This is a genomic window from Bradyrhizobium sp. USDA 4449 (genome assembly GCF_054056275.1).
This window is the reverse complement of sequence record NZ_JBSRYD010000001.1, coordinates 2,683,369-2,697,929: the sequence shown is the minus strand read 5'-3', so window position 1 is coordinate 2,697,929 and position 14,561 is coordinate 2,683,369. Positions and strand designations below refer to the sequence as shown.

The following is a 14,561-nucleotide window of genomic DNA, read 5'->3' as shown; positions in this document are numbered from 1 at the left end:
CAGCCCCGGCCCTTTCCATGGAGAAACGACGATGGCGATCCAGACTGGCGACAAGCTGCCCGAGGCGAAATTCCGCGTGATGACGGCGGAAGGCCCGCAGGTGAAGACCACCGACGATATCTTCAAGGGCAAGAAAGTGGCGCTGTTCGCGGTGCCCGGCGCCTACACCGGCACCTGCCACAAGATGCATCTGCCGAGCATCTTCCTCAACGCCTATGCCATGAAGGACAAGGGCGTCGACACCATCGCGATCGTCTCCGTCAACGATGCCTTCGTCATGAATGCCTGGAAGCGCGACACCGACCAGCGCGACGAGGCGATCTTCCTCGCCGACGGCAATGCCGACTTCGCCAAGGCGATCGGCATGGAGCTCGACGCCTCCGGCAACGGCCTCGGCATCCGCTCCAAGCGCTATTCGATGCTGGTCGAGGACGGCGTGGTCAAGAAGCTGAATGTGGAGGCGATGCCCGGCAAGGTCGAGGTGTCGGGCGGCGATACACTGCTGGGGCAGCTGTAAGCTTCAGGCCACTTCGTACCACCAATGACGCCATGCCCGGGCTTGTCCCGGGCATGCACGTTTTTGGCTGCGTGTGGAAGGCGTGGATGGCCGGGTCAAGCCCGGCCATGATGAACGGAGGGAGCGTATGCCCCTACTCCGCCACCCGCGCTTGCGTCCTTGCCTTCACGATCCCATCGCGCGCGAGCTGATCCGCGCGCTCGTTTTCGGGATGCCCGGCGTGGCCCTTCACCCAGTGCCAGCGAACCTCGTGCGCCTTCAGCGCGGCATCGAGGCGCTGCCACAGTTCGACGTTCTTGACCGGCTTCTTGTCGGCGGTGCGCCAACCGTTGCGCTTCCAGCCGTGGATCCAGCCGGTGATGCCCTGCCGGACATACTGGCTGTCGGTGTAGAGATCGACGGTGCACGGCTTCTTCAGCGCTTCGAGCGCGGAGATCGCCGCCATCAATTCCATCTGGTTGTTGGTGGTGTGCGGCTGGCCGCCGTTCAGCTCTTTTTCCTTGTCGCCGAACTTGAGAATTGCGCCCCAGCCGCCGGGCCCGGGATTTCCCGAACAGGCGCCGTCCGTGAAGATCGTGACGTTGGGGAGCTCGCTCACGCGACCAGTCCTGAGGCTATCAACCCGTAATCGCGCGCGCTGGAAACGCTCTGGTGGAAGCGCAGCTTGCGAAAATACTCCAGCGGATCCTTCGGCTTCACCAGCGCGCCGGGCGGCACATTGAGCCAGTCGACCAGCCGCGTCAGCAGGAACCGGATCGCAGCGCCGCGCGCCAGCAGCGGCAGCGCAGCCTCTTCCGCCTCGCTCAGCTTGCGCACCCGGCCATAGGCGTTGAGGAAGGCTCGGGCCTTGGTGACGTTGAAGGAATGGTCGGGCTCGAAGCACCACGCGTTCAGGCAGATCGCGACGTCATAGGCCAGCATGTCGTTGCAGGCGAAGGTGAAGTCGATGATGCCCGAGAGCTTGTCGCCGAGGAAGAAGACGTTGTCGTTGAAGAGATCGGCGTGGATCACGCCTTCGGGGAGATCCGCCGGCCAGACGCCGCCGCAGAGATAGTCGAGCTCGGCCGCGAGGAACGCGCGCAGGCCCGGCTGCACCTCGTCGGCGCGGTCCGCCGCCGCATTGAACAAGGGTCGCCAGCCGGCAACCGAGAGCGCGTTGGCACGCTTGCCGGCAAAGTTCGCGCCGGCCAGATGCATTCTCGCGAGCCCGTCGCCCACGCCGGCGCAATGCACGGCATTCGGCTTGCGCGGCCAGATGCCTTCGAGAAAGGTGATGATCGCGGCGGGCCTTCCCTGCATCTCGTGCAGCGCCTCGCCGTCTTTCGCCTTCACCGGCAGCGGGCAGTTCACGCCGTGCTCGGCCAGATGCGTCATCAGCGCGAGGAAGAACGGCAGATCGTTCTTCGCCACGCGCTTCTCATAGAGCGTGAGGATGAACGAGCCCTGACTCGTGTGCAGCAGGAAGTTGGTGTTCTCGACGCCCTCGGCGATGCCCTTGTAGGAGAGCAATTCGCCGACATCGTACTGCTTCAGAAAATCCGCAAGCTCGTCGGCGGCAACGTCGGTGTAGACCGCCATGAAAATCTACTCAGCGGCGGCTTCGGGGCGCACCTGGCGCGGCAGCGGGAAGAACTCGTTCTCTTCGGCGGCCGAGACCGTCTCCACATGCAGCGTGTAGCGCTCGGCGAACGCGTCCATGATCTCCTCGACGATCACTTCGGGGGCGGACGCACCTGCGGTGATGCCGAGGCTCTTGATGTTGCCGAACCTCGTCCAGTCGATGTCGGCGGCGCGCTGCGCCAGCACCGCGATTCCGCAGCCCTCGCGCTCGGCGACCTCACGCAGGCGCTGCGAGTTCGACGAATTGGGGGCACCGACAACGATGAGGGCGTCGACCACCGGGGCCACCTTCTTCACCGCGAGCTGGCGGTTGGTGGTGGCGTAGCAAATGTCTTCCTTGTGCGGCCCGTTGATGTTCGGAAAGCGCTCCTTGAGCAGCGCCACGATTTCGGCGGTGTCGTCGATCGACAGCGTGGTCTGGGTCACGAAGGCCAGATTATCCGGGTCCTTCGGATTGATGGTCTTGGCGTCCTCGGCGGTCTCGATCAGGGTCACGGCGCCGACCGGAAGCTGGCCGAGCGTGCCGACGACTTCAGGATGATGCGAATGGCCGATCAGGAAGATCTCGCGGCCGCGCTTGAAGTGGATCGCGGCCTCGCGGTGCACCTTGGTGACCAGCGGACAGGTCGCATCCAGCGAGAACAAATTGCGCGACGAGGCGTCGGCCGGAACCGATTTCGGCACGCCATGGGCCGAGAACACCACCGGCGCGGTGGTATTCTCGGGGATTTCGGCGAGCTCCTCGACGAAGATCGCGCCCTTCTTCTTCAACCCGTCGACGACGTATTTGTTGTGCACAATCTCATGGCGAACATAGACGGGGGCGCCATACTTATCGAGCGCCCGTTCCACGGTATCGATCGCCCGGACCACCCCGGCGCAGAAGCCGCGAGGAGAACAAAGCACGATCTTGAGGTCTGGTTTGGCTGACATTGAGCGATCTCGGGACCGAATCACCCCACTCGCCTGCTGGCGCGGGACGGGTCGATGGATGGAAAAGGGCGTAAAACCGTCTGCTTCGACGATATAGCGGCTTGAGAGGGAATTGGGCCCCCTTTCGGGCGCTGTCAAGGCACTATCTATAGCAGAACCATTGCGTGGCTACCCCCTCCGGGCTTATATAGCGCGAATTCCCTGTCATCGCTGATGACCACCGGTTTCGCCTCCAGAGGGGTGGGCGAAGCACAAAGGAGATTTGCCATGAGCAACGCACCTCTGATGCCCAAGGCGACCGCCGTCTGGCTGCTCGACAACACCGCGCTGACCTTCGACCAGGTCGCCGATTTCACCAAGATGCACCCGCTCGAGGTGCGCGCGATCGCCGACGGCGACGCCGCGCAGGGCATCAAGGGCATGGACCCGATTTCCAACGGCCAGCTCACCCGCGAGGAGATCGAGAAGGGCGAGAAGAACCAGGACTACCGGCTCCGTCTCCAGGAGAGCAAGGTCGTGCTGCCGCCGCAGCCCAAGCGCAAAGGCCCGCGCTACACCCCGGTGTCGCGCCGCCACGAGCGCCCCAGCGCCATCCTGTGGCTGCTGCGCAGCCATCCCGAGCTCAAGGACGCCCAGGTCATGCGTCTGGTCGGCACCACCAAGAGCACCATCGCCAGCGTCCGCGACCGCACCCACTGGAACACGTCCCAGCTGACCCCGATCGACCCCGTGACGCTCGGCCTCTGCTCGCAGATCGAGCTCGATTTCGAAGTGGCGCGGGCGGCCAAGGAAAAGCCGATCGACGCAGCCTATGGCGGCGCCACGCTGCTGCCGGCCTCCGAGACCACCAAGAAGGACGAGTACGAGCAGTCGGAGAAGTCGAGCGACGACCTCAACGTCGACGCCGTGTTCGCCAAGCTCAAGACCCTCGGCGGCAAGAAGCACGAGGAAGAGGAGGAGTAGTCGCCCCTCCCTTTCGTCATCGAAACGCAAAACGCGGCGGGACAACCCGCCGCGTTTTTGTTTCGAAAACCTCACCTCGCAATCACGGAAGAAGCGTCGATCAGGGCCGCTACGGATGGTTCAGCATGTATTCGCCGAGATCGCGCTGACGGCGGTCGGCGCGTGAGGTGGCGGCGCTACGCTGCACGTCGCGGTCCTTGCGACATGCCACGTATTCTGGTGAGCCCTGCGCATAGCCGCGGCTCTGGCACACCGCATCATCGTCATCACCTCCCATCGCCACCGGCGTCTGGTAGCGCGCCGAGCAGGCGGAGAGAGCGATGGCGAGCAGAACGGCTGCGAGCAGGCGCGGCGCGGTGGCGAGTGGCATACGAGGTCCCCTGTTGGCGGGCCTTGTTTAGCGCGGGAATGAGGAGATTGTAAGTCGCCGTCGCTCACGCCCTGCCCTTCAGCGCCTCTCCGATCTCGTCGAGCACCTTTGGATCCTCGATCGTGGCGGGCATGGTCCAGGCCTCGCCGTCGGCGATCTTCTTGATGGTGCCGCGCAGGATCTTGCCCGAGCGCGTCTTGGGCAGCCGGCCGACGGTGATGGCGAGCTTGAAGGCGGCGACCGGACCGAGCCTGTCGCGGACCAGCGCGACGATCTCCTTCTCGATCTCATCAGGCGGGCGCTTCACGCCGGCCTTCAGCACCAGGAAGCCGCAGGGCACCTCGCCCTTGATCGGATCCTTGACGCCGAGCACGGCGCATTCGGCGACGTCAGGATGCGAGGCCAGGATCTCCTCCATGCCGCCGGTGGAGAGACGGTGGCCGGCGACGTTAATGATGTCGTCGGTGCGGCCCATGACGAAGACGTAGCCATCCTCGTCCTTGTAGCCGGCGTCCGAGGTTTTGTAGTAGCCGGGGAACTCGCTCAAGTACGCTTCCCTGAAGCGCGCGTCCTGATTCCACAGCGTCGGCAAACAGCCTGGCGGCATCGGCAGCTTGATCACGATCGAGCCCATGGTGTTGGGGCCGACGGGTTTTGCCGCCTCGTCCACGACGTCGACCTGGTAGCCGGGCATCGGCACCGTCGGCGAGCCGTGCTTGACCGGCAGCTGGCCGAGGCCGACCGGATTGCCGGCGATGCACCAGCCGGTTTCGGTCTGCCACCAATGATCGATGACAGGCACCTTCAGCTGCTGCTCCGCCCATTCCACCGTCGGCGGGTCGGCCCGTTCGCCGGCGAGGAACAGCGTGCGGAATTGGGAAAGATCGTATTGCCGGATGAACTTGCCTTCCGGATCCTCTTTCCTGATCGCGCGAAACGCGGTCGGCGCGGTGAACAAGGCGACCGCCTTGTGCTCGGAGATGACGCGCCAGAACGCGCCGGCATCGGGCGTGCCGATCGGCTTGCCCTCGTACATGATCGAGGTCGCGCCGTGCAGCAGCGGCCCGTAGACGATGTAGCTGTGTCCGACCACCCAGCCGATATCGGAGCCGCACCACCAGACCTCGCCCGGCTTGACGCCATAGAGGTTGAACATCGACCATTTCACCGCGACCAGATGGCCGCCATTGTCGCGGACGACCCCCTTGGGAATGCCTGTCGTGCCCGACGTGTAGAGGATGTAGAGCGGATCGGTGGCGGCAACCGGCACGCAAGGAGCGCGCTTGCCGTCGTTCATCGCCTTGCGGCGCAGGCTCGCCCAGTCATAATCGCGCTTTGGCGCGAGGTCGCAAGTCAGCTGCGGACGCTGCAGCACGATGCAGGCCTTCGGCTTCGAAGACGCCAGCTTGATCGCCTCGTCGAGCAGCGGCTTGTACTGCACGATGCGGCCAGGCTCGATGCCGCAGCTTGCGGAGAGAATGAGTTTTGGCTGCGCATCGTCGATGCGGGTCGCAAGCTCCTTCGCGGCAAAGCCGCCGAACACCACGGAGTGTACGGCTCCGATACGGGCGCAGGCCAGCATCGCGACCACGGCCTCCGGAACCATCGGCATATAGAGGATGACGCGGTCGCCCTTGGCGACGCCAAAGTCCTGCATGATCGCGGCGAGCGCCTGCACCTCGGCCAGCAGCTCCGCATAGGTGAACCTGGCGACGGAATTCGTCAGCGGCGAATCATGAATCAGCGCGACCTGGTCAGCGCGGCCACGTTCGACGTGACGGTCGAGCGCGTTGTAGCAGGTGTTGACGACTCCACCGGCGAACCAGCGGCCATAGACGCCCTGCGCGCCATCGAAGATTGCCTTCGGCGGCTCGATCCAGTCGATCTCCTTCGACGCCTCGGCCCAAAAGCCTTGGGGATCAGCCAGCGAGCGCGCATGGACTTCGTGATATCGGCTCTTCCCGCCACCGGTTCCCTGGACGTCCATTGCCGCGCTCCCGTTCCCTTTGATGGCCTCGCCTTGACCTGATGGCAGGGTAGAAGTCGCGCCATGACAGGGATCAAATGCCGACCTTGTTTGAGACGTATTTTCCCGGGAACGGGCTGCGGTTCAAGCTGAAAAGGATCGGCCTTTTGGCGGAGGCAGGGGCGCTGCGCAGGTGGTCTGCTCGCTGGCGCCGCGTGCGGGAAGAGGCGAAGAACCTCACCCCTCCATCGCATTCAACCGCTGCAACCGGTCCTGCATGACCTTCTTCAGATCGTAGCCGGGGAGCCGGAAGCTGGCGTCGCGGGTGGCGAGGAATTCATGCTGGGATTTGCGCAGATCGGCGGCCGAGCGCCGGCTCATCGATCGCAGTACGCGCTGATAGGCCTCGGCGAGCTGGCGGTCGAGCATGCCGAGCTGTGGATCGGCGCAGATCACCTTCTCCACCTCGCGCCTGGCATGGGCGCAATCGAATGACGGTCCGTTTCCGGAATTCGCAGCGAGCGGCTGCGGCGGGACGGCGCCGAACTTTGCGATCTCCGTGATCATGGTGCGGCGACCGTCCGCGGCGTTGGTGTTGCCGGGATCGAGCCGCAGCGCCGTCTCGTAATCAGCCAGCGCCTTCTTGCGCTCGCCCATCCTGGTGTAGAGCACGGCGCGGTTGTTGTAGGCCTTCGCGAAGTCAGGATCGAGTTTCAGCGCGTCATTGTAGTCGCTGAGCGCCGCGCCGAACTCGCCCTTGAACTGGTAGGAATCGCCGCGGTTGGTGAAGAAGTTCGGCCGCGGCGCCAGCTGAAGCGCCTGGTTATAGTCGACGATCGCCTTGTCGTAGTCTTTCGTCGCGGCATAAGAGAGCCCGCGATTGTCGTAATATTCCGGCACTTTCGGATCGAGCCTGATCGCCTCGTCGTCATCGGCGATGGACTTTTCGAGCTGGCCGAGCTTCTTGTAGGCGGCGCCGCGATTGGTGTAGCTGCGCGGCCGGTTGGGATCGAGCCGCAGCGCCTCGCTCAGATCGCTCACCGCCTTGTCGTAGTCGCCCTTGAGATAAAAGGTAGCTCCGCGGTCGGACCAGGCCTGCGCATAATCCGGCTTGAGCTTGATCGCCTGGTCGTAATCGGCGAGCGCGCGATCGAGTCGGTGCTGGTTGGTGTAGGCGACGCCGCGCTGTTCATAGGCTTCGGCATCTGTCGGATCGAGTTCGATCGCCTTGCTGAGATCGGACGCGGCGCGGTTGAGATCGCCGCCAGCCTCCCGCAACAAATTGCCTCGCAACCGCCAGGCGCTCGCGTTTTTGCCATCGAGCGCGATGGCACGATCGATATCCCGCAACGCCTGCGTGAGACCGCCTGATATCCGCGCATTGGCATCGGCCCGGACCAGCAGCGCCGCGACGCGATCGGACGCCGGGTTCGAGGCCTGGTCGATGACGGCGCTGCATACCGAGATCAGGTCCGCAGGCGCAGCCTTGCTGCCCATCACGCAATCGGCGGCGGCAGATGCCGGAGCGGCGATAGCGAGGCTGATTGCAGCGCCGATAAGGAAGCGGCTTACCCGGCCATTTGCAATCGGGAATGCTTGCGCGGAAGAACGCGAGCCGCACATGGCGATAACTCCGTGACTCAGATTTTCCGGTTGTCGCGGCGACGGGTAAGTGGGTTCAAATGGGGCTGTCTCCGACGTCATGGCCGGCTCGTCCCGGCCATCCACGCCTTCATCGTGGACGTGGATGCCCGGGCGTGACGACCTCCCATGGGGTCAACTCAAGACCCGTCCAGCCCATTCAATCGTTGCAGACGCTCCTGCAACGCCTTCTTCAGATCATATCCCGGCCGGCCAAACCCGGCATTCCGGCGGGCGATGAAGTCTTCCTGCTCACGCTGGAGCTTCTTCGCCTCGCCCTCGTTGCGCGCCGCGCGCTGTACGCGCGCATTGGCGACATAAACCTCCCTGTCGAGGTCCGCGAGTTCGCGATTTCCGCAGATCGCCTTCTCGACAGGGCGGTGCGCGCCTGCGCAGTTGAAGCTGGGCTTGCCGGCAACCGCCATCTGCGCGCCGATCCGCTCGATCTCGCGCGCCATCGCCTTGTGGTTGGCCTTGGCTTTTTCATGGTTCGGATCGATCCGGAGCGCCGCGCCGAAATCCAGCACCGCTCTGGGCTTGTCCCCCTTCTTCAGCCAGAGATCGCCGCGCGCGTTGAAAACATCGGCGAGCGTGGGATCAAGCAGCAGCACGCGGCTGTCGTCGGCGATGGCGCGGTCGATCTGGTCATGACGCGCATAAAGCGCACCGCGCGCGATCAGCGCCTTGATCAAGTCGGGCTTGGCCGTCTTCTCGTCATCGATGACGGCGGCGCAGGCCGCGCCGGCCTTGTCCGCATCATCGGCCGCAGCTGCGGAAAGGCATGCCGCGATGTCGACCTGCACGATTCCGGCCGGCTCGCCCCCGGCCGCAGCATCAGCCGCTCCAGCCAAGATCGCTGAGAGCGCCGAGAGCAGCGCTGCAGCCGAGACCTGAATGAACTTTTGAAAACGCATGCTCGTTGCGGGTCGGAAAGGCTTGCCTTGAGGCCGTATTATTCATCATACGGCCCGATCGGTGCTAGCTTGTGGCGCCGCTCACACCGGTTTTGGGGACCAATTTGTCGACATTCGAATGGATCATCGCGCTTCTGCTCGGCGCCGTTGCATTATCGGCGCTGGCGCGGCGGATCAAGGTCCCCTACCCGACCTTTCTCGCGATCGGCGGCGCGCTGATCGCCTTCGTGCCTGATAGCCCGACCTGGACGCTCGAACCGGATCTGGCATTGGCGCTTTTTGTCGCACCGGTGCTGCTGGATGCCGCCTTCGACACCTCGCTGCGCGACCTGCGCAAGAACTGGGTTCCGGTCTCGACCCTGGTCGTGGCCGCGGTCGGCCTGACCACGGCCGGCGTCGCCTATGTCGCGCATCGGCTCTTCCCGGACATGCCCTGGGCCGCCGCGGTGGCCCTCGGTGCAATCGTCGCACCGCCGGATGCCGCGGCTGCGGTCGCGATCCTGAGCCAGGTGAAACTGCCCTACCGCATGGTCAAGGTGCTGGAGGGTGAGAGCCTGCTCAACGATGCCAGCGCGCTCCTGATCTATCGCATCGCGGTCGGCGCCGTTGTCATGGAGCACCTCAAATGGAGCGAGGTCGCGCCGACGATCGCGCTGGGGCTGGTCGGCAGCGTCGTCGCCGGATTAGCCGCGGGACGCATCATCCCGTTGCTCATGGAACGGGTAAAGGAAGCGCCGAGCGCGATCATCGTCCAGTTCGCCACCACCTTCCTGGTCTGGATCACGGCAGAGCATCTCGGCCTCTCCGGCATCCTCACCATCGTGGTCTATGCCATGACGGTCGCGCGTTCGGCCGGGCTGCGCATGCCGGCGCGGCTGCGGGTGCCGTCCTATGCGGTCTGGGAAACCACGGTATTCGTGCTCAACGTGCTCGCCTTCATGCTGATCGGCATGCAGATGCGGCCGATCTGGACGCGGCTGGATGCGGACGTCCGATGGGAATATTGCGTGGCGGCCGCCTGGATCCTGCTCACCGTGGTTCTGGTCCGGCTGCTCTGGGTGACGTTCTACCGCACGACCTTGCGTGTGCTGGTTGTCCAAGGGATCTTTCATCCGAAAGATCCTAACGCCGTCGCTTCACCGAAGGGCGGCCTCATCATCTCCTGGTGCGGCATGCGTGGCCTCGTCACGCTGGCGACCGCCTTCGCGCTGCCGGCGAACTTCCCCTATCGTGATTTCATCGTCTTCATCGCATTCGCGGTGGTGTTGGGCTCGCTGGTGATCCAGGGCCTGACGCTGCGGCCGCTGATCCTTGCCTTCGCGCTCAAGGACGACGACCCGGTGGGCATCGAGGTCGCGCGCGCCCGCGCCATTGCCTATCGCGCCGCACTCGATGCCATCGAGGACGATCCCTCGGAGGAGGCTGAAATCCTCAGGCTCGAATACCGCGCCGTCCTGATGCAGGCCGACGATGATCCTCACGGCGGCATCGCCAACGGCGAACTCCCCGCCGATCCGCTGCGCCGCCGCGCCATCGACGCCGCACGGAAATCGATTTTTGACCTGCGCGCCACCGACGTGATCGGCGACGATGCGTTTCACCGGATCGAGGAGGAGCTGGATCGCGCGGAGCTGAGTGCGGGCGGATAGTCGTGGCGCGCGAGGCGAAACTCAAGCCCCCGCCTTGCAGGTGATCCCGCCGTCGACCACGAGTTCGATCCCCGTGACATATTTCGACTCGTCCGACGCCAGGAACAGCGCGGCATTGGCGACATCGAACGCGTCGCCCATATGGCCCATCGGCACCTGCGCATCGCGGGCGCGCCACATCGCCTCGACATCGCCCTTGGCGTAGCTCGCAGCCAAGCCCGCCGAATGCTCCACCATCGGCGTCTTCATCAGGCCGGGCAGGATCGCGTTCACCCGCACGTGATGCTTCGCGAACTCGATCGCTGTGGTGCGCGTCATCTGGTTCATCGCAGCCTTGGAGGTGCCGTAGGTGACGTAGGAAATTCCCATATGGCGGATCGAGGCGATCGAGGAGATGTTGATGATCGAGCCGCCGCCCTGCTTCACCATCACGGGGATGACGTGCTTCATGGCGAAATAGGCGCTCTTGAGATTGACGGAGAAGACGCGGTCCCAGCTTTCCTCGGTGACCTCGACCACGCTGCCCATCTCGGCGATGCCGACATTGTTGTCGAGCACGTCGATGCGGCCATAGGCCTTGAGACACGCCGCGGCCATCGCCTCGATGTCGCTCGCGCGCGAGACGTCGGCCGTGAATGCGATCGCCTTGCCGCCTTCGCCGGTGATGATCTCCGCGGTCCCCTCGGCAGCAGTGCCGTTGCGGTCGACGCAAAACACCTGCGCGCCTTCGCGCGCAAAGGTCACCGCGGTGGCCTTGCCGTTGCCCCAGCCGGGTCCGATCGAGCCGGCGCCCACCACCATCGCAACCTTGCCCTTGAGCCGGTCCATCGCGTGTTCTCCCATCTTGTTCTTTGTTGGAGCCCGGATCTTTGCCGGCGCTCATCTTGCGGGGACACCATCTCGCCGCACGCTGAGAGGGTGAACCCGTCGCTGGCAAACCCTTACTGGAACGTCATGTCCAGGCACTTGGAGATGTCGGAACCAAGGCCGGAGGAGATGGTGATGCAGCCGCGGATCTTCTGCGTGGTCATGTCGGCGGCCCAAACCGAATAGCCGCCGGGGCCGAAGAACGAGTTGGTGTTCGGCGGCTCGGTCTCCGTCGCGTCGAAATCATAGTGACCGTCGGTCTCGAAGATGCGCGGCTTCTTGGTGCAGCCGCCGTCGGTCTGGACGTTGATGACTTCCTTGTTGTCGCGGGTCAGCGCCAGCGAGACCTGGCAGCGGAAATATTCCGAGGTCTTGGTATTGAAGAGATAGGTGTAGGACTTGCAGGTCGCGGTATTGAGCTTGCCCGGGGCAAGTCCGCGGCTGCACGAAATCCGCTGGTTGTGGCTGAGCTGGAAGTCGTCGGCCCGGGCGGCCGGCGCCAGCGGTGTCAGCGACACCAAGGCAGCCCAGCAGAATTTAATGACATGACGCATTCGAATCACCCCCACCACTATCTTTGGTCGTGTTGCGTTCTAGACTGAAAGCGGAACATAGTCGCGAGGGGACGAAGGGAAAATCACAAACTGCTGGGCAAGGCGTGATGCGCTGCGGCGTCATTGCGGATTGACCGGGCATCATCGTTCGTGATTTGTTCAAAACGGGCACCACCGATGGTGGGGAGATGGATGATGGCATTTTCAATCAAGACATTTGCAATTGCAGCCGCACTGGGCGCGCTCTCCGCGCCCGCTTTCGCGCAAAACACCGCAACGCCGTGGGAGCTCAAGCCGGACACAGGCTATGCCTATGACAAGGAAGGCAAGACGTTTTCCTACAAAATGGGCACCAGCAATGCAGGTGAACTCCTGAAGGGCGCCAAGAAGGTGCCCAGGGGCACGCTGTTCTTCATCGGCCAGAACGGCCAGCTCTATATGCGCAGCGGGCAGTATCTCGAAGGCGACGGCCGGTTCAAGTTCGGGCCAGATCAGTAGAGGCCACGATCGCTGGCGCGCTCCCTCGCCCCGTTCCTACGGGGAGGCGGTTGGGGCGAGAGGCTTCTCTCCGCGCATGAGATCGTCGAGAGACCTGTACCCCCTCACCCGGAAGAGGCACCGTCCTAAAACGCCGCCGCCAGCTCCCGTGCGCCGGCATTGTTGCTGTTGCTGTCCATCCGCGCATCCGTCACCGCCAGCAGCTTGGCCACCGTGTTGTGGCGGATCGCGACGGGTTGCGCTCGTAGCCGCTGCGCTGGAAGAAGTTCGAGGTCGGCACCTGCTCGCGCATCGCCTGCGGCATCGTCACCATGTCCAGGCCGGTGCCGTCGCCCGTGAGGTTCATCATCTCGAGCTCGGCCGCGGTGAGTGGACGGGTGTAGCCCTTGGCGCGGGCGAACAGCACCGAGGTCAAGAGTTTGTGGGTTTGCAGCATCGGCCCGATGTCGATGTCGAGCACCATCGCATGCATGGCCCAGCCCTGCGCGGTGTCGCCGATCTTCTCATGCTCCGACCAGGTGTCCGGCACCGACTTCGCATGCGCCACCATTTTCTTCAGAACGCCAAGCTTGTGCTCGAGCAACTGCCGCGCCGGCCCGGAGGAGCGCGCGATCTTGTCGGAGAGCGCGCGGATGAACTCATGCCCCTGCTCGGCGAGCAGCTCGACGCTGTTGGTGGTGAGCAGCTGGTTGTAGCCCATCGCGGTCGAGATCGCGCGCTTGCCACCATGCTCGATGCCGGCCTGCACGTCGAAATTGCCGGTACCTCCGGTCTCGAACGAATAGACCCGCACCGCCTGCTCGCGCGTCAGCCCGGATGCGAGCGCGTAGCGCGCATAGGCACGCTTGAACTCGACCTCGGAGGTCGGCCGCTGCGGCGTGAATTGATAGAGATCCTGCGCTGCGCGCAAAAGATCGGAGGCGACCGGAAGCGGCTTGCGGGGAGGACGGCTCGGCGTTTCCTCCGGCTCCGGATTCACCGGCCGCTTCGGGCCGGTATAGACAGGCGGCTGCTCCAGCACGTAGTCGTCGAGCGTGATCTGCTGCCCACTGCGCCGCTTGGCGTTGCGGCCTTTCCGCTTTTCCGTGACCTGGCTCCAATAGGCGCCGGCCTCTTCGTCGAAGGCGCCACGGATCTGCTGATACTCCGCCAGCTTGCGGCGATATTCCAGCACGGCCGGCGATGCGCCGCCGCCTTGCGCGAAGAACTGCGACAGCAGCTGGGCGTTGGCATTGCGAACGGCGGACGGCAGCGCGTCGGACCCGCCGCCACGCGCGGCGGGAACGAGCAGGACGACCGCGAGTGGAACCAGCGCCAGATATGTTCGAATCGAATGATGCATGCTGCCGTCTTAGCAGGCATCAGGTAACCGTCACGTTAACACGCCGTTTACCATCTCATTTCCAGGCGAACACCGGCTGTTCCAGGTCCGTGACGCGGGTCTGCCGCCCGGCCAGCACCTCGCGGAACTGGTAGATGAGCGCCGCGGTCGGTGCGTGGATCAAGCTCATCTGGTGATGGAAGCGGATCACGCGGCGACTGCTTTCGGGTATCGCAGTGAAGTCGAAGGCATCGTCGCGCTCGATCGTGTCGAGCGCGATGCGATGGACCGAGGCGACCTCGTCCGGGTTCGGCACGATGGCGGCGCTCTCGTCGGCCCAGACCACGACCGGCGTGATCAGATAGCCGGAGCGCGTCGGATAGTCGTCGAGCAGGCCAAGCACGGCGTCAGGTGCAAGCCTGAGCGCGAGTTCTTCCTCCAGCTCGCGCAATGCTGCCTCCACCGGCGTTTCGCCGGCGTCGCAGCGACCACCGGGCAGCGCCCACTGGCCGCGATGCGAGCGCAAGCTCGATGCGCGCATGGTCAGCAGAAACGCCGTGTCGTGACCGTCATTGGACGCGGTCAGCGCCAGCACCACCGCGGCCCGCTTCAGCGCCGATGGCGCGGCTGCATCAGGCAGCCGCGCAAATGCGGCGCAGGCCTCTGCGATATTCCGTCTGGTGGCATCGCCGAAAGCTCTCATGATGCTTGACTACACCAGGACCGCGCTCGATGAAACGAGGAGAGA

Annotated in this window: 14 protein-coding genes and 1 pseudogene; 4 read left to right on the top strand and 11 right to left on the bottom strand. The window is 64.3% G+C overall.

The window, feature by feature from the left end; translation table 11 throughout:
* Positions 1-31 precede the first annotated feature (31 nt).
* Positions 32-517: a peroxiredoxin gene (locus ACVIIW_RS12865; RefSeq protein ID WP_092226973.1), complete on the top strand. Its 486-nt coding sequence runs from the start codon at positions 32-34 to the stop codon at positions 515-517.
* A gap of 133 nt (positions 518-650) precedes the next feature.
* Here the strand turns inward: ACVIIW_RS12865 and rnhA are convergent, their stop codons facing one another.
* The 3 genes from rnhA to ispH are packed head-to-tail and all read right to left on the bottom strand — an operon-like array spanning position 651 to position 3,070.
* Positions 651-1,115 carry a ribonuclease HI gene (gene rnhA, locus ACVIIW_RS12860; protein ID WP_456701086.1) on the bottom strand — a complete coding sequence of 155 codons (465 nt, stop codon included), beginning with the start codon at positions 1,113-1,115 and terminating at the stop codon, positions 651-653.
* Positions 1,112-2,095 (bottom strand): homoserine kinase, encoded by a 984-nt coding sequence (locus ACVIIW_RS12855; protein ID WP_456701085.1) that lies wholly within the window; start codon positions 2,093-2,095, stop codon positions 1,112-1,114. Before ACVIIW_RS12855 ends, rnhA begins: the two co-directional genes overlap by 4 nt.
* 6 nt (positions 2,096-2,101) lie before the next feature.
* On the bottom strand, positions 2,102-3,070 hold the full coding sequence (ispH, locus tag ACVIIW_RS12850; RefSeq protein ID WP_456701084.1) for a 4-hydroxy-3-methylbut-2-enyl diphosphate reductase: 969 nt from the start codon (positions 3,068-3,070) through the stop codon (positions 2,102-2,104).
* Between the two features lie 267 nt (positions 3,071-3,337).
* Here ispH and ACVIIW_RS12845 point away from each other — a divergent pair, with 267 nt between their 5' ends.
* Positions 3,338-4,033, top strand: coding sequence for a DUF1013 domain-containing protein (locus tag ACVIIW_RS12845; RefSeq protein WP_456701083.1), 696 nt, complete (start codon positions 3,338-3,340; stop codon positions 4,031-4,033).
* A gap of 109 nt (positions 4,034-4,142) precedes the next feature.
* On the opposite strand, the gene ACVIIW_RS12840 is transcribed toward ACVIIW_RS12845, so the two are convergent.
* The 4 genes from ACVIIW_RS12840 to ACVIIW_RS12825 form a co-directional block, all read right to left on the bottom strand.
* Positions 4,143-4,403: a hypothetical protein gene (locus ACVIIW_RS12840; protein ID WP_092226968.1), complete on the bottom strand. Its 261-nt coding sequence runs from the start codon at positions 4,401-4,403 to the stop codon at positions 4,143-4,145.
* A 64-nt stretch (positions 4,404-4,467) separates the two neighbouring features.
* Positions 4,468-6,390, bottom strand: a complete 1,923-nt coding sequence (locus ACVIIW_RS12835; protein ID WP_456701082.1) for a propionyl-CoA synthetase — start codon at positions 6,388-6,390, stop codon at positions 4,468-4,470.
* Positions 6,391-6,606: 216 nt separating this feature from the next.
* Positions 6,607-7,992, bottom strand: coding sequence for a tetratricopeptide repeat protein (locus ACVIIW_RS12830; RefSeq protein ID WP_456701081.1), 1,386 nt, complete (start codon positions 7,990-7,992; stop codon positions 6,607-6,609).
* Between the two features lie 158 nt (positions 7,993-8,150).
* Positions 8,151-8,924, bottom strand: coding sequence for a hypothetical protein (locus ACVIIW_RS12825; protein ID WP_456701080.1), 774 nt, complete (start codon positions 8,922-8,924; stop codon positions 8,151-8,153).
* A gap of 71 nt (positions 8,925-8,995) precedes the next feature.
* Here ACVIIW_RS12825 and ACVIIW_RS12820 point away from each other — a divergent pair, with 71 nt between their 5' ends.
* Positions 8,996-10,573 carry a cation:proton antiporter gene (locus ACVIIW_RS12820; protein WP_456701079.1) on the top strand — a complete coding sequence of 526 codons (1,578 nt, stop codon included), beginning with the start codon at positions 8,996-8,998 and terminating at the stop codon, positions 10,571-10,573.
* 21 nt (positions 10,574-10,594) lie between these two features.
* Here the strand turns inward: ACVIIW_RS12820 and ACVIIW_RS12815 are convergent, their stop codons facing one another.
* Together ACVIIW_RS12815 and ACVIIW_RS12810 are read right to left on the bottom strand one after the other, a co-directional pair.
* Positions 10,595-11,401, bottom strand: coding sequence for an SDR family NAD(P)-dependent oxidoreductase (locus tag ACVIIW_RS12815; RefSeq protein WP_456701078.1), 807 nt, complete (start codon positions 11,399-11,401; stop codon positions 10,595-10,597).
* 113 nt (positions 11,402-11,514) lie between these two features.
* Entirely contained in the window at positions 11,515-11,994 is a 480-nt protein-coding gene (locus ACVIIW_RS12810; RefSeq protein ID WP_456701077.1) for a hypothetical protein, read from the bottom strand.
* Between the two features lie 195 nt (positions 11,995-12,189).
* Here ACVIIW_RS12810 and ACVIIW_RS12805 point away from each other — a divergent pair, with 195 nt between their 5' ends.
* On the top strand, positions 12,190-12,492 hold the full coding sequence (locus ACVIIW_RS12805; protein ID WP_456701076.1) for a hypothetical protein: 303 nt from the start codon (positions 12,190-12,192) through the stop codon (positions 12,490-12,492).
* A 125-nt stretch (positions 12,493-12,617) separates the two neighbouring features.
* Here the strand turns inward: ACVIIW_RS12805 and ACVIIW_RS12800 are convergent.
* Positions 12,618-13,834: pseudogene (locus tag ACVIIW_RS12800) on the bottom strand (hypothetical protein).
* A 55-nt stretch (positions 13,835-13,889) separates the two neighbouring features.
* Positions 13,890-14,516 (bottom strand): NUDIX hydrolase, encoded by a 627-nt coding sequence (locus ACVIIW_RS12795; protein WP_456701075.1) that lies wholly within the window; start codon positions 14,514-14,516, stop codon positions 13,890-13,892.
* Positions 14,517-14,561: the final 45 nt, after the last annotated feature.